Annotated in this window: 22 protein-coding genes and 1 pseudogene; 10 read left to right on the top strand and 13 right to left on the bottom strand. The window is 74.1% G+C overall.

Translation table 11 applies throughout. From position 1 onward, the window contains the following. The gene (gene deoC / locus MCM47_RS19380; RefSeq protein ID WP_238862893.1) at positions 1 to 987 is read right to left on the bottom strand and encodes a deoxyribose-phosphate aldolase; all 987 of its coding nucleotides are present in this window, start codon (positions 985 to 987) and stop codon (positions 1 to 3) included. A gap of 140 nt (positions 988 to 1,127) precedes the next feature. Here deoC and MCM47_RS19375 point away from each other — a divergent pair, with 140 nt between their 5' ends. Beyond that, positions 1,128 to 1,799 carry a PH domain-containing protein gene (locus MCM47_RS19375; protein ID WP_238862892.1) on the top strand — a complete coding sequence of 224 codons (672 nt, stop codon included), beginning with the start codon at positions 1,128 to 1,130 and terminating at the stop codon, positions 1,797 to 1,799. A gap of 160 nt (positions 1,800 to 1,959) precedes the next feature. Here the strand turns inward: MCM47_RS19375 and MCM47_RS19370 are convergent, their stop codons facing one another. From MCM47_RS19370 to MCM47_RS19360, 3 genes are all read right to left on the bottom strand, one after another. Continuing rightward, positions 1,960 to 3,681, bottom strand: a complete 1,722-nt coding sequence (locus MCM47_RS19370) for a phospho-sugar mutase (protein ID WP_238862891.1) — start codon at positions 3,679 to 3,681, stop codon at positions 1,960 to 1,962. A gap of 131 nt (positions 3,682 to 3,812) precedes the next feature. Further along, positions 3,813 to 4,634: a purine-nucleoside phosphorylase gene (locus MCM47_RS19365; RefSeq protein WP_238862890.1), complete on the bottom strand. Its 822-nt coding sequence runs from the start codon at positions 4,632 to 4,634 to the stop codon at positions 3,813 to 3,815. 215 nt (positions 4,635 to 4,849) lie between these two features. Then, positions 4,850 to 5,287 carry a gamma-glutamylcyclotransferase gene (locus tag MCM47_RS19360; RefSeq protein ID WP_238862889.1) on the bottom strand — a complete coding sequence of 146 codons (438 nt, stop codon included), beginning with the start codon at positions 5,285 to 5,287 and terminating at the stop codon, positions 4,850 to 4,852. A gap of 71 nt (positions 5,288 to 5,358) precedes the next feature. On the opposite strand from MCM47_RS19360, the gene MCM47_RS19355 reads away from it, so the two are divergent. Together MCM47_RS19355 and MCM47_RS19350 are read left to right on the top strand one after the other, a co-directional pair. Continuing rightward, positions 5,359 to 6,903: an NAD(P)H-quinone dehydrogenase gene (locus tag MCM47_RS19355; protein WP_308222369.1), complete on the top strand. Its 1,545-nt coding sequence runs from the start codon at positions 5,359 to 5,361 to the stop codon at positions 6,901 to 6,903. Positions 6,904 to 7,138: 235 nt separating this feature from the next. After that, positions 7,139 to 8,101, top strand: a complete 963-nt coding sequence (locus tag MCM47_RS19350) for a DeoR/GlpR family DNA-binding transcription regulator (protein ID WP_238863037.1) — start codon at positions 7,139 to 7,141, stop codon at positions 8,099 to 8,101. A gap of 160 nt (positions 8,102 to 8,261) precedes the next feature. On the opposite strand, the gene MCM47_RS19345 is transcribed toward MCM47_RS19350, so the two are convergent. The 6 genes from MCM47_RS19345 to MCM47_RS19320 form a co-directional block, all read right to left on the bottom strand. After that, positions 8,262 to 10,037, bottom strand: a complete 1,776-nt coding sequence (locus MCM47_RS19345; protein WP_238862887.1) for a biotin carboxylase N-terminal domain-containing protein — start codon at positions 10,035 to 10,037, stop codon at positions 8,262 to 8,264. A 220-nt stretch (positions 10,038 to 10,257) separates the two neighbouring features. Next, positions 10,258 to 11,013 carry a hypothetical protein gene (locus MCM47_RS19340; RefSeq protein WP_238862886.1) on the bottom strand — a complete coding sequence of 252 codons (756 nt, stop codon included), beginning with the start codon at positions 11,011 to 11,013 and terminating at the stop codon, positions 10,258 to 10,260. A gap of 227 nt (positions 11,014 to 11,240) precedes the next feature. Next, positions 11,241 to 11,840 (bottom strand): nucleoside triphosphate pyrophosphatase, encoded by a 600-nt coding sequence (locus MCM47_RS19335; protein WP_238862885.1) that lies wholly within the window; start codon positions 11,838 to 11,840, stop codon positions 11,241 to 11,243. A gap of 34 nt (positions 11,841 to 11,874) precedes the next feature. Next, entirely contained in the window at positions 11,875 to 12,015 is a 141-nt protein-coding gene (gene mmpB, locus MCM47_RS19330; protein WP_238862884.1) for a morphogenic membrane protein MmpB, read from the bottom strand. A 147-nt stretch (positions 12,016 to 12,162) separates the two neighbouring features. Continuing rightward, positions 12,163 to 12,384, bottom strand: coding sequence for an acyl-CoA carboxylase subunit epsilon (locus MCM47_RS19325; protein ID WP_238862883.1), 222 nt, complete (start codon positions 12,382 to 12,384; stop codon positions 12,163 to 12,165). 41 nt (positions 12,385 to 12,425) lie between these two features. Further along, positions 12,426 to 14,015 (bottom strand): acyl-CoA carboxylase subunit beta, encoded by a 1,590-nt coding sequence (locus MCM47_RS19320; RefSeq protein ID WP_238862882.1) that lies wholly within the window; start codon positions 14,013 to 14,015, stop codon positions 12,426 to 12,428. A 265-nt stretch (positions 14,016 to 14,280) separates the two neighbouring features. Here MCM47_RS19320 and MCM47_RS19315 point away from each other — a divergent pair, with 265 nt between their 5' ends. From MCM47_RS19315 to MCM47_RS19300, 4 genes and pseudogenes are all read left to right on the top strand, one after another. Then, positions 14,281 to 15,174, top strand: a complete 894-nt coding sequence (locus MCM47_RS19315; protein ID WP_238862881.1) for a biotin--[acetyl-CoA-carboxylase] ligase — start codon at positions 14,281 to 14,283, stop codon at positions 15,172 to 15,174. A 168-nt stretch (positions 15,175 to 15,342) separates the two neighbouring features. Beyond that, positions 15,343 to 16,467 (top strand): adenylate/guanylate cyclase domain-containing protein, encoded by a 1,125-nt coding sequence (locus MCM47_RS19310; protein WP_238862880.1) that lies wholly within the window; start codon positions 15,343 to 15,345, stop codon positions 16,465 to 16,467. A 397-nt stretch (positions 16,468 to 16,864) separates the two neighbouring features. Next, positions 16,865 to 18,091 (top strand): annotated as a pseudogene (locus MCM47_RS19305) (diguanylate cyclase domain-containing protein); the annotation flags it as partial. Positions 18,092 to 18,945: 854 nt separating this feature from the next. Beyond that, a complete protein-coding gene (locus MCM47_RS19300; protein WP_238862879.1) occupies positions 18,946 to 19,302 on the top strand; it encodes a hypothetical protein in 357 nt (118 codons plus the stop codon). Between the two features lie 14 nt (positions 19,303 to 19,316). On the opposite strand, the gene MCM47_RS19295 is transcribed toward MCM47_RS19300, so the two are convergent. Then, a complete protein-coding gene (locus MCM47_RS19295; protein WP_238862878.1) occupies positions 19,317 to 19,922 on the bottom strand; it encodes a TetR/AcrR family transcriptional regulator in 606 nt (201 codons plus the stop codon). A 265-nt stretch (positions 19,923 to 20,187) separates the two neighbouring features. Here MCM47_RS19295 and hutH point away from each other — a divergent pair, with 265 nt between their 5' ends. Continuing rightward, positions 20,188 to 21,771, top strand: coding sequence for a histidine ammonia-lyase (gene hutH, locus MCM47_RS19290; RefSeq protein WP_374209169.1), 1,584 nt, complete (start codon positions 20,188 to 20,190; stop codon positions 21,769 to 21,771). A 28-nt stretch (positions 21,772 to 21,799) separates the two neighbouring features. On the opposite strand, the gene MCM47_RS19285 is transcribed toward hutH, so the two are convergent. Continuing rightward, positions 21,800 to 22,222, bottom strand: a complete 423-nt coding sequence (locus tag MCM47_RS19285) for a hypothetical protein (RefSeq protein ID WP_238862876.1) — start codon at positions 22,220 to 22,222, stop codon at positions 21,800 to 21,802. Between the two features lie 288 nt (positions 22,223 to 22,510). On the opposite strand from MCM47_RS19285, the gene MCM47_RS19280 reads away from it, so the two are divergent. Continuing rightward, positions 22,511 to 23,380, top strand: coding sequence for a MurR/RpiR family transcriptional regulator (locus tag MCM47_RS19280; protein ID WP_238862875.1), 870 nt, complete (start codon positions 22,511 to 22,513; stop codon positions 23,378 to 23,380). 36 nt (positions 23,381 to 23,416) lie between these two features. Here the strand turns inward: MCM47_RS19280 and MCM47_RS19275 are convergent, their stop codons facing one another. Further along, a complete protein-coding gene (locus MCM47_RS19275; protein WP_238862874.1) occupies positions 23,417 to 23,896 on the bottom strand; it encodes an SRPBCC family protein in 480 nt (159 codons plus the stop codon). 107 nt (positions 23,897 to 24,003) lie between these two features. Between MCM47_RS19275 and MCM47_RS19270 the strand changes: the two genes are divergently transcribed. Further along, the gene (locus MCM47_RS19270) at positions 24,004 to 24,333 is read left to right on the top strand and encodes a hypothetical protein (protein WP_238862873.1); all 330 of its coding nucleotides are present in this window, start codon (positions 24,004 to 24,006) and stop codon (positions 24,331 to 24,333) included. Positions 24,334 to 24,439 lie beyond the last annotated feature (106 nt).

Raw genomic sequence — 24,439 nt, 5'->3', positions numbered from 1 at the left:
TCAGTCCACCGTCACGTAGTCGGGACCGGAGTACCGTCCGGTGGTCAGCTTCTGACGCTGCATCAGCAGGTCGTTGAGCAGGCTGGAGGCGCCGAAGCGGAACCAGTGCGGGGTCAGCCAGTCGTCGCCGAGCGTCTCGTTGACCATCACCAGGTACTTCATGGCGTCCTTGGTGGTCTTGATGCCGCCGGCGGGCTTCACGCCGACCTGGACGCCGGTCTGCGCGCGGAAGTCGCGGACCGCCTCCAGCATCAGCAGGGTGACCGGCGGGGTCGCGTTGACGGCGACCTTGCCGGTGGAGGTCTTGATGAAGTCGGCACCGGCGAGCATCGCCAGCCACGAGACGCGGCGCACGTTGTCGTACGTCTGCAGCTCGCCGGTCTCGAAGATCACCTTGAGGTGGGCGTAGGTGCCGTCCGGGCGCTTGCACGCCTCCTTGACGGCGACGATCTCGTTGAAGACGTCGAGGTAGCGGCCGGAGAGGAAGGCGCCCCGGTCGATCACCATGTCGATCTCGTCGGCGCCGGCCGCGACCGCGTCGGCGGTGTCGGCGAGCTTCACCGGGAGGGCGGCGCGCCCGGCCGGGAAGGCGGTGGCCACGGAGGCGACCTGGATGTCGGTGCCCTGGAGCGCCGCCTTCGCGGTGGCGACCATGTCCGGATAGACACAGATGGCGGCGACGCGGGGGGTGGTCGGGTCGGTCGGGTCGGGGGTCCTGCCCTTGGTGCACAGTGCGCGCACCTTGCCGACCGTGTCCGCGCCCTCCAGCGTGGTCAGGTCGATCATCGAGATGGCCAGGTCGATGGCGTACGCCTTCGCCGTGGTCTTGATGGAGCGGGTACCGAGAGTGGCGGCACGCGCCTCCAGGCCGACCTGGTCGACGCCGGGCAGGCCGTGCAGGAAGCGGCGGAGCGAGGCCTCGGACGCCGCGACGTCCTGAAGACCGCTGCCCGCAACGCCGAGGGCATTGGCTGCAAGAGTGGACATAGTCACCAGACCAGCATATCTACGCGCGTAGTCAACCGCTAGGGCCGTGACCTTTCGATGCCGGACCGATATCTGCGAACCCCTCCCGCCCCACTCGCCACCCCTGTGGATCGGCCGGGTCATGCGGCAGAATCGTCGGCATGACCGAATCCGACGGCAAGCCCCACCAGGGCCCTGCCGGCTCCGACGAGCCCGTGTACGCCGACCGCGTGTACCGCTCCATTCCCGGGGTGATCTCCGGCGTGCTGTTGCTGGCCGTGGCCGCCTGGCTGATCGGGGACGCGGCGCTGACCGGGACCGGGAAGACGCCGGCCGTGGCGCTGGCCGCCGTCCCGGTGTTCGCCTTCCCGGTGATCGCCTACACCCTGCGGCCGGCCGTGCTGGCCAACGACCGCCGGCTGGTGGTGCGCAACCCGCTGCGGACCATCACGGCGCCCTGGGCCGCGGTGGACGCGCTGCGGGCCGGGTACTCGGTCGAGCTGCTGGCGGACGGCCGGAAGTTCCAGGTCTGGGCCGTCCCGGTCTCGCTGCGCCAGCGCAAGCGGGCCAACCGCGTCCGCGACCGCGGCGGCGCCGAGCACCTCTCCCGGCTGGGCATGGTCGTGGGCAAGCAGCCCACCCCGGTGGTGGCCGGCGCGCCGGACCCGACCCGCGCCTGGTCCGACCAGGTGGTCGGCATCCTCCAGGAGATGGCCGAGCGGAACGCCTCCCGCCCCGACGCCTCCGGGCCGGTGACCGTGTCGTGGTGCTGGTGGATCATCGCGCCGACCCTGCTCGGGCTGGTCGCGCTGATCACCGTGATCGCGGCCTGACCCGCAGCCGCAGCCGCAACCCGAACCCGAACCCGGATCCGGATCCGGGCCGGCCGGTCACGCGGGCCGCGCGACAGGACCGACCGGACAGCACCGAAGGGGCCCGCCGTGGGAACGGCGGGCCCCTTCGTCGTCGCCGCGGGCGAACCCGGCGGCGCCGTCAGGCGTCGATGCCGGCGGCGGCGGCGAGGTCGCGCTTGATCGCGGCGAGCAGCTCGGCGGCCCGGTCCCGGGCGCCGGCCAGGTCGGCGGCGGAGGCGACCGGGAGGACGACCTCCAGGTAGCACTTCAGCTTGGGCTCGGTGCCGGACGGGCGCACCACGATCCGGGCCGAGCGGACGGCCTCCCCGGCCAGGTAGTAGCGCAGACCGTCGGTGGGCGGCAGGTCCGCGGACCCGGCGGTCAGGTCGTCGGCCCTGGTGACGGTGAGCCCGGCCAGCACGGTCGGCGGCTGCTCGCGCAGCGTCCGCATCGCGTCGGCGATCAGCGAGAGGTCCTGGACGCGGACGGAGAGCTGGTCGGTGGCGTGCAGGCCGTGCTCCAGCGCCAGGTCGTCCAGCAGGTCGTTCAGGGTGCGGCCGGACTGCTTGAGGGTGGCGGCCAGCTCGGCCACCAGCAGGGCGGCGGTGATGCCGTCCTTGTCGCGCACGCCCTGCGGGTCGACGCAGTAGCCGAGCGCCTCCTCGTAGCCGTAGCGCAGGCCGTCGGCGCGGGCGATCCACTTGAAGCCGGTCAGCGTCTCGGCGTAGCCCAGGCCCGCCGCCTCGGCGATCCGGCCGAGCAGGGTGGAGGAGACGATGGTGGTGGCGAAGGTGCCGGCGGACTTCTTGGCGACCAGCGCGGCGCCGAGCAGGGCGCCCACCTCGTCGCCGCGGAGCATCCGCCAGCCGGTCCCGTCGCCGGCCCCGGCGGCGTTGCCGTCGGCCGGGACGGCCACCGCGCAGCGGTCGGCGTCCGGGTCGTTGGCGATGACGATGTCCGGGCCGGTGGCGGCGGCGGTGCGGAAGGCGAGGTCCATCGCCCCCGGCTCCTCCGGGTTGGGGAAGGCCACGGTCGGGAAGTCCGGATCCGGCTCGGCCTGCTCGGCGACCACCGTCGGGGCCGGGAAGCCGGCCCGGTGGAAGGCCGCCACCAGGGTGTCGCGGCCGACGCCGTGCATCGGGGTGTAGACGACGGAGAGGTCACGGGGGCTGTGCTCGTCCACGATCGACGCGGCGCGGGTCAGGTACGCCTCGACGACCTCCTCGCCGACCACCTCCCAGCCGTCCGCGGCCAGCGGGACGTCGGCGAGCGCGCCGATCGCGTCGATCTCGGCGGCGATCCCGGCGTCGGCCGGCGGCACGATCTGCGAGCCGTCGCCCAGGTAGACCTTGTAGCCGTTGTCCTGCGGCGGGTTGTGGCTCGCCGTCACGGTGACGCCGGCGGCCGCGCCCAGGTGGCGGACGGCGAAGGCGAGCACCGGGGTGGGCAGGGCGCGCGGCAGCAGCGCGGCGCGCAGGCCGGCGCCCACCACGACGGCGGCGGTGTCGCGGGCGAAGTCGTAGGACTTGTGCCGGGCGTCGTAGCCGATGACGACCAGGTCGCCCAGGTTCTCCTTCTTCACGTACGCGACCAGGCCGGCGGCGGCCCGGATCACCACCGCGCGGTTCATCCGCATCGGCCCCGCACCCAGCTCACCGCGCAGGCCGGCGGTGCCGAACTGGAGGCGGTCGGCGAACCGCTCGGCCAGCTGGGACCAGGCGAGCTTGCTCTCGGACTCGGCATCCGGAGCCTCGGCGGCGGCCAGCAGCGCGGCCAGCTCCTCGCGGGTCTGCGGGTCGGGGTCCTCGGCCAGCCAGGCCCGCGCGCGGGCGAGGAGGTCGGTGGTGGGTGCCTGCGTCATGCCAGCTCCGATGGAAGAGGTTCCGCAAAGTGGTGGGGGTGCGCATGCGGACGGGGCCCGCAGGCGGGTGTGATCAGCGGATCACAGCCGCCCGCGGACCCCGTCGCTCATGATTGTGCGCCGGATCCGGGTCAGATCCGCTCAAGGACCTTCGCCAGCAGCGCGCCCATGCGCTCGGCGGAGGCCTTGCCGGCCTCCAGCACCTCGGCGTGGTTCAGCGGCTCGCCGGTGATGCCCGCGGCCAGGTTGGTGACCAGCGAGATGCCGAGCACCTCGGCGCCGGCCTCGCGGGCGGCGATGGCCTCCAGGGTGGTGGACATGCCGACCAGCTCGCCGCCGATCACCCGGGCCATGTTGACCTCGGCCGGGGTCTCGTAGTGCGGGCCGCGGAACTGCACGTAGACGGCCTCGTCCAGGGTGGAGTCGATCTCGCGGCAGAGGTCGCGCAGGCGCTTGGAGTAGAGGTCCGTCAGGTCGACGAAGTTGGCGCCGACGATCGGGGAGTCCGCGGTCAGGTTGATGTGGTCGCTGATCAGGACCGGCTGGCCGGGGACCCAGCCCTCGCGCAGACCGCCGCAGCCGTTGGTCAGCACGATGATGCCGCAGCCCGCCGCGGCGGCGGTGCGCACGCCGTGGACGACCGTGGCGACGCCGTGGCCCTCGTAGTAGTGGTTGCGGCCCAGGAAGATCAGGGCGCGCTTCTCGCCGATCTTGACCGAGCGGATCGTGCCGGCGTGGCCGGCCACGGCGGGGGCGGGGAAGCCCGGGAGTTCGGTGACCGGGAACTCCGCCACGGTCTCGCCGAGGGCGTCGGCGGCCGGCACCCAGCCGGAGCCCATCACCAGGGCGACGTCGTGGCGCTCGGCACCGGTCAGCTCGCGCAGGCGCTCGGCGGCGGCCTGGGCGGCGGCGTAGGGGTCGGCGGAGACGACCGACTGAGGAGATGCGTTCACGCATCCGAGGATAGACGGGAAATGGCTACGCGCGTAGAAGATCCGGGTGCGGCGTGCCGGATCGTTACCCGGATGGCGTGAAAGTACAGCTCGGGGCCGCCTTTCCACCCGCTCGGACGGGAGCAATCTCCAGTCGCGCTCGCGCTCCGCAGCCGCCGTGCGTACGGGCCGTGGCCGGCCGCGGGCACCGTGCGCGCCCGCGGCCCCGGCCGGGCTCAGCAGGGCCGGCGGCGGAGGTCCAGGACGTAGTCGTGCGGCGCACCGGCGCTCTCCGCGGCGTCCGCGATCAGCCCCAGGTAACGGGCGGCGGGCAGACCGCCCTCGTAGTCGTTGAGCACGTACGTCCACACCGGGATGTCGCCGTCCAGGGTGTGCGCGCGCAGCTTGATCTTGCGGTAGATGCCGAGCTGGACGCCCTCCCAGCGGTCCAGACCCTCCTCGTCCATCGGCGACACGTCGTACAGCGAGACGAAGACCTGGTCCTTGCCGTCCTCGACCACGGTCGCCAGCGACCCCTCCCAGCCGAGGTTCTCGCCGCCGAAGGTCAGGCGCCAGCCGTCCAGCCACCCGGTGCCGCGCAGCGGGGAGTGCGGGGCGCGGCGGGTCATCTGCCGGGCATCGAGGTTGGTGGCATACGCGGCGTAAAGGGGCATGGGGCGAAGCCTAGACCGTCGGCGGGCGCTCCCGGGGGACCGGGCGGACCGGCGGAAGCCCCGACCCCGGCGTGGCACTGCTCACGGCGTGCGGGACAATGGGGGGCGTGACTCGGATCGTGATCATCGGTGGCGGACCCGGCGGCTACGAGGCGGCGCTGGTCGCCGCTCAGCTCGGCGCGGAGGTGACCGTCGTCGACCGCGACGGTCTGGGCGGATCGGCGGTGCTCACGGACTGCGTGCCGTCGAAGACGCTGATCGCGACCGCGGAGGTGATGACGACCTTCGACAGCTCGTACGAGGAGCTGGGCATCATCGTCGCCGACGACACCCCGCCGCTGGAGCAGCAGGCCCGGGTCGTCGGCGTGGACCTCGGCAAGGTCAACCGGCGCGTGAAGCGGCTCGCCATCGCCCAGTCCCACGACATCACCCAGTCGGTGACCCGGGCGGGCGTCACCGTGCTGCGCGGCCGCGGCCGGCTCGGTGCCGGCGGCCAGGCCGTGGACGGCTCCCGCGAGGTCCTGGTGGACGCGCCCGACGGCAGCGTCCAGTCGCTGCGCGCGGACGCCGTGCTGATCGCCACCGGCGCCCACCCCCGCGAGCTGCCGGACGCCCAGCCGGACGGCGAGCGGATCCTGACCTGGACCCAGGTGTACGACCTGGAGGAGCTGCCCCGCGAGCTGATCGTGGTCGGCTCCGGTGTCACCGGGGCCGAGTTCGCCGGCGCCTACCAGGCGATCGGCTCCAAGGTCACCCTGGTCTCCAGCCGCGACCGGGTGCTGCCGGGCGAGGACCCGGACGCCGCCGAGGTGCTGGAGGAGGTCTTCCGCCGTCGCGGCATGAACGTGATGAGCCGTTCCCGGGCCGAGACGGTCAAGAGGGTGTCGGCACGGACGGAGGCCCCGGAGGGACCCTCCTCGCCGGAGGCGGGCGAGGAGGGATGGGTCGGCGACCACGTCGAGGTGACCCTCTCCGACGGCACGGTGATCAGGGGCACGCACTGCCTGATGGCGGTCGGGTCGATCCCGAACACCGCGGACATGGGCCTGGAGGAGGCCGGGGTCAAGCTCAACGACTGGGGCCAGATCCAGGTCGACCGGGTCTCCCGCACCACCGCCCCCGGCGTGTACGCGGCCGGTGACTGCACCGGCGTCTTCATGCTCGCCTCGGTGGCGGCCATGCAGGGCCGGATCGCGATGTACCACGCGCTGGGCGACGCGGTGCAGCCGCTGAACCTGAAGACCGTGGCGTCCAACGTCTTCACCGACCCGGAGATCGCCACCGTCGGCTACACCGCCGCCGACGTGAAGTGCGGCAAGATGGACGCGGTCGAGGTGAAGCTGCCGCTGCGCGGCAACCCGCGGGCGAAGATGCAGGGCATCCGGGACGGCTTCGTGAAGCTGTTCTGCCGCCCGGGCACCGGCATCGTGGTCGGCGGCGTGGTGGTCGCGCCGCGCGCCAGCGAGCTGATCCACCCGATCTCGCTCGCGGTGGACGCCAATCTGACGGTCGAACAGGTGGCCAGCGCCTTCACCGTCTACCCGTCCGTCTCCGGCTCGACCGCCGAGGCCGCCCGCCAGCTGCACATCCGGAAGCGGGCCGACGGCGAAAGCTGAGCGTCCGGCGCGAAGTTGAGGGCGGTCGCCGACCGGCGGCCGCCCTTCGCGCACCCCGGGGATCACCCGGACGGCGGGCGCAGTCCCGGGTTGCCGACGGCGCGTATTGTACGGTCACGCGCCGCTCGGGTGCGAGCAATTCCGGCTACCAGCTGCAAACGCCTGAAAGCAGACGGTCACGCAGGTTACCGTCGGTTCTGTGTTTGCTGCAGAACGTCGCCAGTTGATCCTCGAAATGGTGCGCGCCAACGGAGCCGTGTCGCTCCGCGAACTGGCCCGCGTCGTCCAGACCTCCGAAGTGACCGTGCGCCGAGACGTGCGGGCGCTGGAGGCAGAAGGGCTCCTCGACCGCCGGCACGGCGGCGCGGTGCTCCCCGGCGGCTTCAGCCGCGAACCCGGCTACCCGCAGAAGACCCACCTCTCCGCGGCCGAGAAGAGCGCCATCGCCGATCTCGCCGCGGGTCTGGTGGAGGAGGGGGACGCCGTGGTGGTCGGCGCCGGCACCACCACCCAGGAGCTGGCCCGCCGGCTGGCCCGGGTGCCCGGCCTGACGGTGGTGACCAACTCGCTGCTGGTGGCGCAGGCGCTGGCGCACGCCAACCGCGTCGAGGTGGTGATGACCGGCGGCACCCTGCGGGGCTCCAACTACGCCCTGGTGGGCAGCGGGGCCGAGCAGTCGCTGCACGGGCTGCGGGTCTCCAAGGCGTTCATCTCCGGCAGCGGGCTGACGGCCGAGCGCGGCCTGTCGACCACGAACATGCTCTCCGCGAGCGTGGACCGGGCTCTGGTGCAGTCGGCCGCCGAGGTCATCGTCCTCGCCGACCACACCAAGCTCGGCGCGGACACCATGTTCCAGACCGTCCCGACCGAGACCATCACCCGCCTGGTCACCGACGAGCAGGCCACCTCCGACGACACCACCGCGCGCGAGCTGGACGCGCTCGCCGACTGCGGGGTGCAGATCGACCTGGCGCCGCTCGGCGCCGCCCCGGCCGGCGACGCACCGGTGCACGGCACCGGCAGCGGCCCCGTCCACCAGACCCAGCCCGGCCCGCTGGCGCGCCGGGCCGCGCCGCCGCCCGGCGGGGCCCCGCTGCCCGGCCAGCGCCGCCCCGCGACGCACGGCGGCCCCGCGGGGCCGGGCGGGCCGGTCCCGGTCCGCCTCGCCGAGCTGGGCGGCCTCCCGCGGGTCCGCTGAGCCCGGCGTACGGCCGGGCCGGCGCGCCGTCCGGCCACCGCCGCCTCCGGGCGCCCGCGCGGCCGCCGGACCCCCGGAACGGAACCGGTCCGCACACCCACGAGGGGCGTACGGACCGGTTCGGAGCACCCGGTGGCCGACAGGCCCGGGTCCGGACGGCTCAGTCCTTGATCTCGCAGAGCGCGGCGCCGCTGCTGACGCTGGCGCCGACCTCGGCCTTGAGGCCGACCACGGTGCCGGCCTTGTGCGCGTTCAGCGGCTGCTCCATCTTCATCGCCTCCAGGACGACGATCAGCTCGCCCTCGGCGACGACCTGGCCCTCCTCGACGGCGACCTTGACGATGGTGCCCTGCATCGGCGAGGCCAGGGTGTCACCGCTGACCGCCGAGCCGGCCTTCTTGGCACCCACCCGGCGCTTGGCCTTGGCGGCACCGCCGGCACCGGCCGCCGGGGCGGCGGAGACGCCCAGCGAGGACGGCAGCGAGACCTCGATCCGCTTGCCGCCCACCTCGACCACGACGGTCTCGCGGCCCTCGGCCTCCTCGCCCTCGCCGGCAGCGCCCGCGAACGCCGGGATGGTGTTCTGGAACTCGGTCTCGATCCAGCGGGTGAAGACCGTGAACGGCTCGTCGCTGCCGTGCACCTCGGGCGCGAACGCCGGGTCGGTGACGACCGCCTGGTGGAACGGGATGGCGGTGGCCATGCCCTCCACCTTGAACTCGTTCAGCGCGCGCCTCGCCCGCTCCAGGGCCTGCTTGCGGTCCCGGCCCGTGACGATCAGCTTGGCCAGCAGCGAGTCCCAGGCGGGGCCGATGACCGAGCCGGTCTCCACACCGGAGTCCAGCCGGACGCCCGGGCCGGACGGCGGGGCGAACAGCGTCACCGTGCCGGGCGCGGGCAGGAAGTTGCGGCCCGGGTCCTCGCCGTTGATGCGGAACTCGAAGGCGTGGCCGCGCACCTCCGGGTCGCCGTAGCCCAGCTCCTCGCCGTCGGCGATCCGGAACATCTCGCGGACCAGGTCGAGTCCGGTGACCTCCTCGGTGACCGGGTGCTCCACCTGCAGACGGGTGTTGACCTCCAGGAAGGAGATCGTGCCGTCCAGCGCCACCAGGAACTCACAGGTCCCGGCGCCGACGTAGCCGGCCTCCTTCAGGATGGCCTTGGACGCCCGGTACAGCTCGGCGTTCTGCTCCGGGGTGAGGAACGGCGCGGGCGCCTCCTCGACGAGCTTCTGGTGCCGGCGCTGCAGCGAGCAGTCGCGGGTGGAGACGACCACCACGTTCCCGTGCTGGTCGGCCAGGCACTGGGTCTCGACGTGGCGCGGGTTGTCCAGGTAGCGCTCGACGAAGCACTCGCCGCGCCCGAAGGCGGCGACCGCCTCGCGCACCGCGGAGTCGTACAGCTCCGGGATCTCCTCCAGCGTGCGGGCGACCTTCAGGCCGCGGCCGCCGCCGCCGAAGGCCGCCTTGATGGCGACCGGGAGACCGTGCTCCTGCGCGAAGGCGACGACCTCGTCGGCGCCCGAGACCGGGTCCGGCGTACCGGCCACCAGCGGGGCACCGGCGCGCTGCGCCACGTGCCGGGCGGTGACCTTGTCACCGAGGTCGCGGATGGCCTGCGGCGGCGGGCCGATCCAGGTGAGGCCCGCGTCGAGCACGGCCTGGGCGAAGTCGGCGTTCTCCGACAGGAAGCCGTAGCCGGGGTGGACGGCGTCCGCGCCCGAGTCGGCGGCGGCCTTCAGTACCTTGGCGATGTCCAGGTAACTGGTGCCGGGGGTGTCGCCGCCCAGCGCGTAAGCCTCGTCGGCCGCGCGGACGTGCAGCGCATCCCGGTCCGGCTCGGCGTAGACGGCGACGCTGGCGATACCGGCGTCCGAGCAGGCACGGGCGACGCGGACGGCGATTTCCCCGCGGTTGGCGATGAGCACCTTGCGCACTGTGGCTCCCTTCTTGAACCTGGTCGAGTTTATGGATTTCTGGGCGGTACCGGCGAGTAGCCCCAGCTTGTGAACTATCCCACACGCAGGGTGATGTATTCCGGGAGCCGGTCCGCGGTCGGGCGGTGGTCTGCGCAGGTGGCCGCAGGTGCCGCGGTCCGCACGAGGTCCGTGCGGACGGTGACGGACCGGCGTGGCGAAGCGGTGGCCTTGGCCACACTCAGCCGGCGGGGGCCGGAGCGGGCGGCCGTTCGAGTGCCCGGGCGGTCACGTCTGCGGCGAGCTCCACCACGTCCGGCCCGTACGCCTTGGGGTTGGCGACCCGCAGGACGAGTGCGAAGGTGCCGTCCTCGCCGTACCGCCGGGCGAGCTGCCGGTGGTTCGCGGCCAGGTAGCGCACGGCGGCGTGGTTGGCGACGGCGCTCTGCCCGGCGACCAGGAAGGCCGGCCGGTTGCCGCGCGCCCGGTGCACCCGGGCGAGCAGGGCGAAGACCTGGCCGCCGGACGGCTCGGACTCGCTCTCGGACCGGAACTCCTCGCCGCCCACCTTCAGGGTGAACACCGGGGCCGCCCCCGAGAGGTCCTGGTGGAAGGCCACCCCGGGCAGCCAGGACGCCAGGTGGGCCGCCGTCCGGTCGTTGCTGACCGGTCCTCCGAGGCAGAACTCGGCCTTGTGGCCCAGCCCCTGGCGGACCTCGTCGTGGACGACCAGGTCGGCCTCGGCGCCGCACTCCTTCACCAGGGCGGCGATCTCCATCAGGGCGAAGACGTCGTTGCGCGAGACGCTCTTCCCGCTGGTCGAGGCGGCGTGCCGGTTCACCACGATCAGGCACTCGTTGCCCGCCGGCAGGCCGAGGAAGGAGCGGACCCGCTCCAACCGCCGTCTCCGCCGCAGGTTCTGCGCGAGCCAGCCCAGCCCGGCGCTGATCGCGCTGGCCACCAGGCCCAGCAGCACGTTGAGCAGACCGTCGGTCATCCGCTCGCCTCCTCCCCGTCGGAACGGCGGTCAGCCTAGCCGCGGTGTCCGACCGCAGCCATGGCCGGTCTCCACAGCCGCTCCCGGCCCGCCTCTGGCGACCTGGACAACGGCGGGACGGCCGCGGGGTGCTACGGCGGCGGGGCGGTCGCTCCGGCGCAGTGCGGCGGTTCGGGGCGCGGAGGAGGTCGGCCCGGCCGGCGGTCGACCGCCGCAGCGGCGGGCCGTCAGGCCCAGAGATCGGTGATGCGCACGCCGAGGTCGGCCAGCAGCGAGCGCAGCAGCGGCAGCGAGAGGCCGATGACGTTGCCGTGGTCGCCGTCGATGCCCTCGACGAACGGCGCCGAGCGGCCGTCCAGGGTGAACGCGCCGGCCACGTGCAGCGGCTCGCCGGAGGCGACGTAGGCGGCGATCTCGGCGTCGTCCGGGGTGCCGAAGCGGACGGTGGTGGAGGCGGTGGCCGAGGCCTGCTCGCCGGTGACGGTGTCGATCACGCAGTGCCCGGTGCGCAGCACGCCGGCGCGGCCGCGCATGGACTGCCAGCGGGCCAGCGCCTCGGTGGCGTCGGCGGGCTTGCCGAGCGCCTGCCCGTCCAGCTCCAGCACCGAGTCGCAGCCGATCACCAGCTCGCCGCCGGCCAGTTCGGCGGCGACGGCCTTGGCCTTGGCCTCGGCGAGGACGAGCGCGAGCTCGGCGGGGGTGGCGGCGGTGATCGCGTCCTCGTCGACTCCGCTGACCACCACGCGCGGGTCGAGGCCCGCCTGGCGCAGCAGCCCGAGGCGGGCGGGGGAGGCGGAGGCGAGGATGAGGGCGCGGCGGTCGGTCATGCCCACCAGAGTAGGGGGTGGCGGTGTCCGCCGGTCAGGTGAAGAAGCGGGCCACCATCAGCAGGACGGAGCCCACCAGCATGATGGCGGCCAGCACCCGGCCCGCCCGCTGCATCCGCTTCAGCATCTGCTGGGCCTCGGGGGAGGGTTCGTCGCGTGGATCTGACCAGAGCACGCCTCCAGGGTGCGCTGCGCCCGGTGCCGCCCGCCTGAGTACGCGTACTCAGGTTTCCCGCGGCCCGGGGCCGGAGCCGGCCGTGTACGGAGCGGGAAGTCGGACGAGCCGACTTCCCGCTCCGCGGGTGGTGCGCGGGAGGGTGGCTCAGCCGGCCCAGCCCGAGGTGCGCCAGACGTTGACGCCGGGGCGCGGGGTGGCCCGCAGCCGGCGGGCGCGGTCGTTCCAGGGGGAGTCCGGGCCGGCGCCTGCGCGGCGGGCCGCCTCGGCGGCGGCCTGCGCGGCGGCGGCCCGGGACTGGACCACCGCCAGGACGGTGGCCAGCTCCTCGGGGGTCGGCTGCCCGTGCAGCACGTGGATCGGGGCCATGGCTCAATCCTCTCGCGACGGCCGCTGCTGGGTGGGGGCGATCACAGCGGGATGTTGCCGTGCTTCTTGGGCGGCAGCACCTCGCGCTTGCCGCGCAGCGCCCGCAGGCCGCGGACGATGTGCCGGCGGGTCTCGCTCGGGGCGATGACGGCGTCCACGTAGCCGCGCTCGGCCGCCAGGTACGGGTTGAGCAGCGTGTCCTCGTACGAGGCGATCAGCTCGGCCCGCTTCTCGTCGACGTTGCCGGCCGCCTGCGCCTCGGCGATCTCCCGCCGGTGCAGGATGTTGACCGCGCCCTGCGCGCCCATGACGGCGATCTGCGCGGTCGGCCAGGCCAGGTTGAGGTCGGCGCCCAGGTGCTTGGAGCCCATGACGTCGTACGCGCCGCCGAAGGCCTTGCGGGTGATCACGGTGATCAGCGGCACGGTGGCCTCGGCGTAGGCGTAGATCAGCTTGGCGCCGCGGCGGATGATGCCGTCCCACTCCTGCTCGGTGCCGGGCAGGAAGCCGGGCACGTCGACGAAGGTCAGCACCGGGATGTTGAAGGAGTCGCAGGTGCGGATGAACCGGGCGGCCTTCTCGCTGGCGGCGATGTCCAGGCAGCCGGCGAGGTCCATCGGCTGGTTGCCGACGATGCCGACCGAGTGGCCCTCGACCCGGCCGAAGCCGGTGATGATGTTGCCCGCGTACAGCGGCTGGGTCTCCAGGAACTCGCCGTCGTCCAGGACGTGCTCGATCACCTTGTGCATGTCGTACGGCTGGTTCGCCGAGTCCGGCACCAGGGTGTCGAGTTCGAGGTCCTCGTCGGTGACCGAGAGGTCCGCCTCCTCGGGGAAGGAGGGCGCGTCGGAGAGGTTGTTGGAGGGCAGGTACGAGAGCAGGCTCTTGACGTACTCGATCGCCTCCTTCTCGTCCGTGGCCAGGTAGTGCGCGTTGCCGGACTTGGTGTTGTGGGTGCGCGCGCCGCCCAGCTCCTCCATGCCGACGTCCTCGCCGGTGACGGTCTTGATGACGTCCGGACCGGTGATGAACATGTGCGAGGTCTGGTCGGCCATCACCACGAAGTCGGTGATCGCGGGGGAGTAGACCGCGCCGCCCGCGCAGGGGCCCATGATCAGCGAGATCTGCGGGATCACCCCGGAGGCGTGCACGTTGCGGCGGAAGATCTCGCCGTACAGGCCGAGCGAGACCACGCCCTCCTGGATCCGGGCGCCGCCGGAGTCGTTGATGCCGATGACCGGGCAGCCGGTCTTCAGCGCGAAGTCCATCACCTTGACGATCTTCTCGCCGAAGACCTCGCCGAGCGAGCCGCCGAAGACGGTGAAGTCCTGGGCGAAGACCGCGACCTGGCGGCCGTCGATGGTGCCGTAGCCGGTGACCACGCCGTCGCCGTACGGGCGGTTCCTCTCCTGCCCGAAGTTGGTCGAGCGGTGCCGGGCGAACTCGTCGAACTCGACGAAGGACTCCTCGTCCAGCAGCTCCACCACGCGCTCGCGGGCCGTCAGCTTGCCCTTGGCGTGCTGCTTCTCCACGGCCTTGGCGGAGCCGGAGTGCACCGCCTCGTCGATCCTGCGCCGCAGGTCGGCGAGCTTTCCGGCAGTGGTGTGGGGGTCGTACGGCGCCTCGGTCATCCGGTGGGCTCTCCCTGATCCAATGGGCCGCGACCTGTTGAGTGCTGCGCGGACCGGAAGGGGGACCGCGCACGAGGGCAGGGCGGCGCAACGAACTACCGTTGAGTAGCGTAGCCAGCACGGAGGGCCAGACGTAATGTCCCGCCGTTATGGTCAGCGACACAGTGTGTCGACGCGCGTTCTGCGGGACGATGGGGCGGACTGCGCCGTCCGGAGCGGTCCGGCAATCCCCCGCGCACCGCCCGCCAGCGCCTAGGCTCGGACCATGACCGAACCCGTGACCCCCCGTCGTAGTGGACTGCGCGGCTTCGGCCACGCTGGGCCGTCGCCCTGGACCGACCTGGACCGGCCGCCGCTGGACGCCGCGGCGCTGCGGCACGACCTGCTGGTGCCGGGCGGGTTCTGGACCTCGCTGGACGTCGTGACCGAGACCGGCTCCACCAACAGCGACCTGGCCGCACGGGCCGCGGAGGGCGCGCCGCAGGGCGCCGTACTCGTCGCCGAGCAGCAGAACGCCGGCCGCGGGCGGCTGGAGCGGCAGTGGACGGCCCCGGCCCGCTCCGGGATCTTCCTCTCCGTCCTGCTTCGCCCGGACGGGGTACCCGTCGAACGGTACGGCTGGTTGCCGATCCTGGTCGGCGTCGCCGCGGCCAGCACGCTGAACCGGGTCGCCGAGGTCGAGGTCGGCCTGAAGTGGCCCAACGACCTCCAGGTCGAGATCGCCGGCGCGGAGCGCAAGATCGGCGGCATCCTCACCGAGCTCGGCGGCGGAGCGGTGGTGGCCGGCCTCGGCCTGAACGTCTCGCTGCGCGAGGCGGAGCTGCCCGTCCCCACGGCCGGCTCGCTGGTGCTGGCCGGCGCCGCGGTGACCGACCGGTCCACCCTCCTGCGCGCCCTGCTGCGCGAGTTCGCCGGGCTGTACGAGGAGTGGACGGCCGCCGCCGGCGACCCGCAGGCCAGCGGTCTGCTGCCGGCCTACCTGGACCGCTGCACCACGCTGGGCCGTCAGGTCAGGGTGCACCTGCCGGGCGACCGCGAGCTGCTGGGCGAGGCCGTGGCGGTGGACGGCGACGGCCGGCTGGTGGTCCGTACGCCCGACGGCGCCCGGCGGGCGGTGGGCGCGGGGGACGTCGTCCACGTGCGCCCGGAGCCGCGCTGAAGGGCACCCTTCACCTCCCCTTGACCCGGGCGGATGCCCCGGATCGCGGGATTCCGTGCGAATATTCCACCTGGCAGGAGTGTGAGGCGCGCCACTGCCCGCGGGCGGCGGGCGCGCCCGGACAGGCAGGACACGAGGCAAGTGCGGCGACCGCACGGGGACGGACCGGTGGCAGAGGACGGCAGCAAGGGCGCAACGGCGGGCACCCACGACCAGACGGTCGCGCTCGACCTCGAACGCCTGATCCTGGATGCGCCGCGCCGCTACACCCCGTACCAGGCCGCGCGCGCCGCCGACGTCCCGATGGAGCTGGCCACCAGGTTCTGGCGGGCGATGGGCTTCCCCGACATCGGGCAGTCCCGGGCCCTCACCGACGGTGACGTGATCGCGCTGCGCCGACTGGCCGGCCTGGTGGAGTCCGGCCTGCTGAGCGAGTCGATGGCGATCCAGGTGGCGCGCTCCACCGGCCAGACCACCGCCCGGCTGGCGGGCTGGCAGATGGACACCTTCCTGGAGAACCTCACCCAGTCGGTGGAGCCCGGACTGACCCGGGCCGAGGTGGCGTACCCGCTCGTCGAGCTGCTGCTGCCCGAGCTGGAGCAGTTCCTGGTCTACGTCTGGCGCCGGCAGCTGGCCGCCGTCACCGGTCGGGTGGTGCAGGCCGCCGAGGACACCGAGATCACCAGTGGCCGGCTGGCGGTGGGCTTCGCCGACCTGGTCGGCTTCACCCGGCTCTCCCGCCGGTTGGAGGAGGAGGAGCTCGGCGAGCTCGTCGAGACCTTCGAGAACACCTGCTCCGACCTGATCGCCGGCCAGGGCGGCCGGGTGATCAAGACCCTCGGCGACGAGATCCTCTACGTCTCCGAGGACCCGGTCACCGCCGCCGAGATCGCCCTCGGCCTGATCGAGGCGCTGGCCGAGGACGAGACCATCCCGGCCCTGCGGGTCGGCATGGCCTTCGGCACCGTCACCTCGCGGATGGGCGACGTCTTCGGCACCACCGTCAACCTGGCCAGCCGGCTCACCTCCATCGCGCCCAAGGACGCCGTGCTGATCGACGGCGAGTTCGCCATCGCGCTGGAGCAGAACGGCAGCGTCGCCCCGGCGGACGCGGACGGGCCCGGGCTCGCCGACGCGCTGTCGGCCGCCGCCGGGATGCCGGCGTCCGGTCTGCCGGTCCCGGGGCCGGACGCCGGGCACCGCTTCAACCTCCAGCCGATGTGGCGCCGTCCGGTCCGCGGGCTCGGGCTGGTCGAGCCCTGGCTGCTGTCGCGGCGGCTGCGCACGGAGTAGCCCGCGCCGGCCCGCGCCCGCGCTCGGCGCGGGTGCGCCCGATCCGCCGCACTCCGGCCCGGTCGGCGCCCCGGCCCGGTCGGCGTGGAGGCCGCGCGTCCGCGCGGTTGCGGCCCGGCGGCGGGGCGTACGCCGGCGTACGTGGGGGAACGGTGGCCGAACGGTGGAAACCCGTCCGGTGGCGCGGATCGATCCCGGCAAACGGGGCATAACCGAACGAAACCGCCATAGTCTTGGTGCAAGCGGATGCGAGCGGTACGTCCCCGGCGCGGTCCGAGCCCCCGGTGGTGGCTGCATGCCCGGGCGGGGAGCGGGCGCCCCCGGTGGGCGGCGCCGCGCAGGACCGGGCAGGACCGGGCACAGGGAACGAGGCGAGCCGGTGAGCAGTGAGGCGACCATGGCGGACCGCGGCTGCGACTGCGACCGGTCGGACCAGCCGCCCGCCGCCCCCGACCTGCGGCTGAAGTCCGTGGTCGAGCTCGCCCAGGACATGTCGGCCGCGCTCACCCCCCTGGAGGCGGTCCGGGCCGCCGCCGCCCGCGCCACCGTGGCGCTCGGCGCGTCGATGGCCGCCGTCTCGGTCTGGGACCGGGAGTCCGGCCGGCTGCGGGTGCTGGTCAACCACGGCGCGCTGGCCCCGGGGGAGGAGGAGCTGCCGGAGGACGAGTCCTACCCGGTCGCCGACTTCCCCGAGATCGTCACCTACCTGGAGGAGCGCTGGACCACCGGCCGGCTGCCGCGCGCCTGGGTGCAGACGGCCGAGGACTCCGAGCCGCACGCCGGGCACTCGCACCCGACCGCCGGCGCGTACTGCCAGGAGCGCGCCGCGGCGCTGCGCCGGCGCGGGCGGGCCTGCTGCGTGGTCGCCCCGATCGTGCTGCACGGCCAGGCCTGGGGCGAGCTCTACCTTGCCCGGTCCGCCGGGATGCCCGAGTTCACCGAGGCCGACGCGGACTACGCCACCCTCCTGGCGGCCCAGATCTCGGCCGGTCTGGCCCAGATCGAGCGCCTCGCCGACCTGCGCAAGCTCGCCTTCTCCGACCCGCTGACCGGCCTGGCCAACCGGCGCGCGGTGGACGCCCGGCTGGAGAGCGCGCTGGAGGCGCACAACCGGGACGACACCGTCGTCTCGCTGGTGGTCTGCGACGTCAACGGTCTCAAGCGGGTCAACGACCAGCTCGGCCACGAGATGGGCGACCGGCTGCTGGAGCGCTTCGCCCACCAGCTCTCGCTGGCCGCCGCCCGGCTGCCCGGCAGCCTGGCCGCCCGACTCGGCGGCGACGAGTTCTGCCTGCTGGTCGAGGGCCAGAAGGCGGACGAGGTGGTGGCCGTCGCCGAGGAGCTGTGCGCACGCGCGCTGGCACTGGCCGAGGGCGAGGGCGTGGCCTGCGGGGTCGCCTCCACCGGGGACTCGATCGGGCCGGTCACCACGGCCGACCGGCTGTTCCGCCTCGCCGACGCCGCGCAGTACCGGGCCAAGGCCGCCCGCTCGGCCCACCCCGTGGTGGCCGGGCGCAGCCACGGCCCCGGCTTCGCCCCGGACCCGACCGTGCTGCTCGCCGACGCCGCCGACCCTCACCAGCGGGCCGACACCCGGGGCCGCAACGGCCGGGCCGGGGCCGCCGACCGGCGGCGGTTCCGCGGCGCGGCGCACAGCGCAGACCCGGGCCAGCTGCTCACCGCGGTGCTGGCCGCGCTCGACCGGCACGGCGAGGCCCGCTCGGTCCACCCGGCCGACACCATCGGCAAGCTGGTGGTGGTCGCGGAGACCTCGGCCCGGCTGCTGGACGCGGTCGGCTGGTGGGTGTCGTACGTCCCGCCCGGTTCGCCGCTGATGCGCACCACCCAGCACGCGGTGTACCGGATGACCAGCGGCCCGAGCAGCTCGCGCGCGGAGACCCAGCGGGCGCAGATCGAGGCCCCGGACGCGGTCTTCGACCTGCGGCACTACCCGCTGACCCGGGGGGCGGTGCGCGGCGGTGCCTTCGCGCTGCGGGCGGGCGCGGCCGGGAACGACCCGGCGGAGGAGGCCGTGCTGGTGGTCTCCGGCTACCGCGGCATGCTCGCGGCCGGCGGCCAGAACCCGGCGGGCGGCTGGCTGATCGAGCTGTTCGCCGACGACGCCACCCTGCCGCTCGGCCAGGTGACCTCGGCCCTGCGCGCCCTGGTCTCCGTCGCCCTCGCCGGCCCCTCCTCCGCACCACCGGCCTGACGGCGGCCGTGGCGGCCCTCTCCGGGCCCCGCCTGCGGGGCGGCGGGCGCCGCGCCGACGGCCCCGGGTGGTCGGCCGGGTGTCGCCTGACGCCCGCGCGCGGCCGGCGCCCCGGCGGGTTGTGTCGGTTCGGTGACCAGGGTGTTCCGAGCGGGTCGCGGTCCGGGGCGAACCTTGTCGCAGGGCTGGGCGGCGCGAGGCGGGCGTGGGATGGTGTTCGGCGGTCGGCGGGCCCACGGGGGCCGGACCGGATGGGGGTTCACACCATGCGTGCTCGTCTGACGGGCCTTGTCCTCTCCGCGGTGCTCGCGTTCGGCGGCACCGCGCTGGCCGCCGCTCCGGCGGCCCAGGCCGCGCCGCGCGCGGCCGCGGTCGGTGTCGCCTCGGCCGCCTCGGCCGGATCGGTCCCCACCGCCGGCGCGCAGACCGCCCCGGTCGCCGGGGTGGCCGCGGACCGGCACGACAGCAGCCGGCTGGCCGCTTCCAAGGACAAGTCCAAGAAGAAGAAGAAGAAGGGCCTGGGCAAGCTGCTCGGCGCGATCATCGGCGTCGTGGTGGTGCTGGTGGTGATCGCCGTGATCATCGCAGTGATCGTCATGCTCCGTCGCCGTAACCGCAGCTGACGGCCGGCCGGCTGTCAGCCGGTCGGCACCCCGAGGGTGCGCAGGGCCGCCTCGACGAGGCGGTCCGCGTAGGCGTGGTCGAGCGGGCCGAGGCCGTGCAGCCAGCGGTAGTACATCGGGCCGTAGAGCAGCTCGACGGCGAGGTCGAGGTCGGCGTCGGCGGGGACCGGCCCGGCCGTGCGGGCGGCCCGCAGGCGTGCGCGGCTGACCTCCAGCAGCGGGTCGAGCAGCCGCTCGCGGTACTCGCGCAGCAGGTCCGGGTCGTTGAGGACCTCGGCGGTGAGGGCGCGTCCGGTGCGGTCGAAGGCCGGGTCGGCCAGCTCGTCGGCGGTGGCGCGCAGCACGGCCCGCAGGTCGGCGGCGAGATCACCGGTGTCGGGGAGGTCGTGGCCGCCGCCGGCGTCCTCGTTGGCGGCGAGGAAGGCGTCGAAGACCACCGCGCCCTTGGAGGGCCACCAGCGGTAGATGGTCTGCTTGCCCACACCGGCGCGGGCGGCGATCTTCTCGATGGTGAGCTTGCCGAAGCCCACCTCGGAGACCAGTTCGGCGGCCGCGGTGAGGATCGCGGCGCGGCTCTGCTCGTTGCGGCGGTTCGGGTCGGGGGCGTTGTGACGGGCCATGGGGTCATCGTACCGGCTTGGCGAGACGGAACGTATCGTCTTGGAGCGATCCGGTCCGAGGTGCATGCTGGGGGGTGTTCGGCAGTGCGGGACGAATGCCCCGCCCTGCCGGGCTCCTCGTCGAGGCCGTGCCGGTCCGAGGCGCCGTCGTGGAGGGGTCGGGCCCGGCTGGGAGTCATGCCCGCCGGGTCGGCCGGGTGGTGTGATGCGGCCGGATGGCCCGAGGCGGTTGTCATATCTCCATTCACCTGATGAGATGGTGTATATGGATATGCACAGTGCTGCGGCCCCCCACGCGCCGCTCGTCCAGGTCGGCAAGGCCGACGTCAGCGCCGAGGACGTGCTGGCCGTCGCCCGTGGCAACGCCAAGGTCGAACTCGGCCCCGACGCGCTCTCCGAGATGGCGACCGCGCGCGCCCGGATCGACGCCCTCGCGGCCGAGCCCCGCCCGGTCTACGGCGTCTCCACCGGTTTCGGCGCGCTCGCCGTGCGCCACATCAGCCCCGAGCTGCGCGCTCAGCTGCAGCGCTCGCTGGTGCGCTCGCACGCCGCCGGCATGGGCCCCGCCGTCGAGCGCGAGGTGGTCCGCGCGCTGATGTTCCTGCGGATGAAGACGCTGGCCTCCGGCCGGACCGGCGTGCGCCCGGTGGTCGCCCAGACCATGGCCGCCATCCTCAACGCCGACATCACCCCGGTCGTCCGCGAGTTCGGCTCGCTCGGCTGCTCCGGCGACCTCGCGCCGCTGTCGCACTGTGCGCTGGTGCTGATGGGCGAGGGCGTGGCGACCGGCCCGGACGGCGTCGAGAGGCCCGCGGGCGAGCTGCTCGCCAAGGCCGGCATCGAGCCGGTCGAGCTGCTGGAGAAGGAGGGCCTGGCCCTCATCAACGGCACCGACGGCATGCTCGGCATGCTGGTCATGGCCATCGCCGACCTGGCGCGGCTCTTCACCACCGCCGACATCACCGCCGCGATGACCCTGGAGGCGCTGCTCGGCTCCGACAAGGTGCTCGCCCCCGAGCTGCACGCCCCGATCCGCCCGCACCCGGGCCAGGCGCTGTCCGCGGCCAACATGCTCGCCGTCCTCAAGGACTCCGGCCTCACCGGCCACCACCAGGACGACGCGCCGCGGGTCCAGGACGCCTACTCCATCCGCTGCGCCCCGCAGGTGGCCGGCGCCGGCCGCGACACGCTCGCCCACGCCGCCCTGGTCGCCTCCCGCGAGCTGGCCGCCTCGGTCGACAACCCGGTGGTGCTGCCGGACGGCCGCGTCGAGTCCAACGGCAACTTCCACGGCGCCCCGGTCGCCTACGTGCTGGACTTCCTCGCGATCGCCGCCGCCGACCTCGGCTCGATCTCCGAGCGCCGCACCGACCGGCTGCTCGACAGGGCCCGCTCGCACGGCCTGCCGGCCTTCCTCGCCGACGACCCGGGCGTGGACTCCGGCCTGATGATCGCCCAGTACACCCAGGCCGCGCTGGTCAGCGAGAACAAGCGGCTCGCCGTCCCGGCCTCGGTCGACTCGATCCCGTCCTCCGCCATGCAGGAGGACCACGTCTCGATGGGCTGGTCCGCCGCGCGCAAGCTGCGCCAGGCGGTCGAGAACCTCGGCCGGATCCTGGCCGTCGAGCTGACCGCCGCCGCCCGCGCGCTGGAGATCCGTCAGCAGGCCGACTCCGGCGGCCGGCTCGCACCCGCCACCGCGGCCGCGATGGCCGCAGCCCGGGAGGCCGGGGTGGGCGGGGCCGGCCGGGACCGCTTCCTCTCGCCGGACCTGGAGGCCGCCGCCGCGCTGGTCGCGTCCGGCGGGCTGATCCGGGCGGTCGAGCAGGTCACCGGCCCGCTGGCCTGACGCCCGACGCCGTGGGAGCGGGTGGGACTCAGTCCCACTCGCTCCGCGACGGCTTCGAGCGGCGCTCGTCACGCCGGTCGCCCAGCACGGCCGCGACGTTGACCCCGACGATGCCGGCCCAGCAGACCACCAGGCCCATGAAGCCGGAGAACCCGCCGTTCCCGCCGTCGGTCGCGATCGCGGTCAGCGGGATGCCCAGCACCAGCGAGACCAGCGGCAGCTTGGAGCGGCCGAGGCCGCGGTGGTGACGGAGGTGGGAGGCCGGACCGTAGTCCTCCATCCGCTCCGCCACCCGGCGCTCCACCCGGGAGTCGAGGCGGGCGTCCAGCCGGGCGTCGAGCCGGGCCAGGAACGAGTCGACCAGCTCCGACTCGTACTCCTTGCCCAGATCCTTGCGGGCCTGCAGGGTGGCGTCGAGGTCGCGCCTCAGTTCGTCCTGGCGAGTGTCCATGAGGTCAGCCTGGGCCCCCGGTACCCCGCGGGTCCATCGGTTCGCACGGGAATCGGGGCGCGCTCAGGGGGAAATCAGGGTTACCCCGAGAACCGCCCCCGCCCGCACCGCGGTTCGTCGGCGACCGGTCCGGCGGCTGCTCCCGGGCGGCCGGTCCCGCGGCCGCCCCGGCCGCCCCGGCCGGCGGGACGTCTCACCGGACGTCCCGCTGGACGAGACGTCTTTGCCAGTCGCGACGTCCTGCTGCACAGTCGTCGTCCGAACAGCTCGCACCCGGAGGTATCGCTGATGACCGCCACCGACGAAACCGGCACCGTCGGCCCCTCCGCCCGGCTGCTCCAGCTCTTCGAGGGGCACCGGCTGACCCCCACCCAACGGCGGATCGCCCACTCGCTGGTCCGGCACGCGAACGAGGCGCCGTTCCTCTCCAGCGTCGAGGTGGCCGAACTCGCCGGCGTCAGCCAGCCCTCCGTCACCCGCTTCGCGGTCGCCCTCGGCTACGACGGCTACCCGGCGCTGCGCAAGCAGCTGCGCGAGCTGGGCGCCGGCGAGCCGGCCGCACCGGAGTCCCCGGACGACGCGGTGCGCAACGAGCACCAGCAGGCCGTGCTCGCCGAGATCGAGCACCTGCGCCACCTCGCCGAGCTGCTGGCCGACCCCGAGCCGATCATCCGCGCCGCCCGGCTGCTGGCGGCCTCCCGGCCGCTGCCGGTGCTCGGCCTGCGGGCCGCCTCGGCGCAGGCCCGCGGCTTCGCCTACTTCGCCGCCAAGGTGCACCCGGACATCCGGCTGCTCGACGAGGGCGGCAGCATGCTGGCCGACCGCCTCGAACAGGCCGCCGCGGCCGGCGCCAGCGCGCTGCTCTGCTTCGCGCTGCCGCGCTACCCGCGCGAGCTGATGGACGCCCTGGCGGTGGCCCGCGAGTGCGGGCTGACGGTGCTGACCGTCGCCGACAGCGCCTTCGCGCCGGTGGCCAAGCTCTCCGACCTGATGCTGCCGGCCGCCGTCGGCACCGGGCTGGTCTTCGACACCGCCTGCGCGCCGATGATGCTCGGCCGGGTGCTGCTGCAGACCATGTGCGACGAACTCCCCGGTGCGGAGGCCCGGCTGGAGGCGATCGAGCAGTCTGCGGCGGCCCGCGGGTTGTTCCTGGAGTGAACGCGCCCGGAGCGGCCGCGCCCGGGGCACCGGCCGTCAGACGGCGAGCGCCTGCCGGAGCCGGTCCAGGGTGGCGCGCATGCCGATCCGGTTGGCCTGCGCCCGCCGCTCGGGGGCGACTCCGGTGAAGACCTTGCCCAGCAGCTCGGCGAAGGGCGCGCCCCGCCCGGTCCGCAGGTCCCGCCAGTACTCGGTGACGGTCGTGCCGCCGTCGCCGTCCGGCTCGAAGCGGTAGCCCCACTCGGCGATCGGCAGCCCGAACGAGTCCACCCGGAAGGCGAATTCGCGGTCCTGGTCGGCGACCGTGACCCGGGAGGTGGTGAACCAGACGTAGAGCCCGCGGCGGTTGAAGCCGACGAACCGCTCACCCCTGCGCAGCGGTCCGCGGCGCGCCCACACCGCACGGCACTCCGGGCTCCATTCACCCATCCGGCGCACCTCGCTGACGGCGCGGTAGACCGCCGCCGGCGCGGCGGCCACGCTGATGCTCTCCTCGACACTCCACTCGCGGTCCATCCCGGTCCCTCCCCGTTGGGGTCGACGCTCGCCGACCCGTCAGCGACCGTACCTCCAGGTTGCCGATCCGCCCAGAACGGGCATCACTTCCGGTAGGGGGTGCCCTCATGCGCGTGATCCACGAGATGAAGTTCGTCGGCCGGCTCGCCTCCGGCGCCGACGAGTGGTCCTGCCCGACCTGCGGACGCCGCGTCACCCTGCGTCGCCTGCCCGAACCCGAACTGACCGTCCTGGACCCGGGTGACGAGACCGCCGTCCACGTCGGCGTCATCGAGCCCGACGCGCGTGCGGCCGCGGCCGCCGACGAGTACGGCCTCGGCCCGGTCCAGGAGATCCCCCGCCCGCCCCGCCCGGCCGCCCCCGCCGTCCCGGACGAGGAGGATCGCCGCTGGCTCGCCGAGATCGGCATCGACTGGGACGGTGGCGCAGCGGCCTGAGTGCGGGTCGGCGACGTGGGCTGTACGACGCGGGCCGTACCGCGGTGGTGTGCAGCTCCGGCGGCTGGGGTGCGGCGAGCGGGACGGGCTCGCCGTGCTCCGCTCG

This window comes from Kitasatospora sp. A2-31, assembly GCF_022288725.1.
Taxonomy (GTDB): domain Bacteria; phylum Actinomycetota; class Actinomycetes; order Streptomycetales; family Streptomycetaceae; genus Kitasatospora.
The sequence above is the reverse complement of the archived record's forward strand: the minus strand, read 5'-3'. Positions and strand labels throughout refer to the sequence as shown.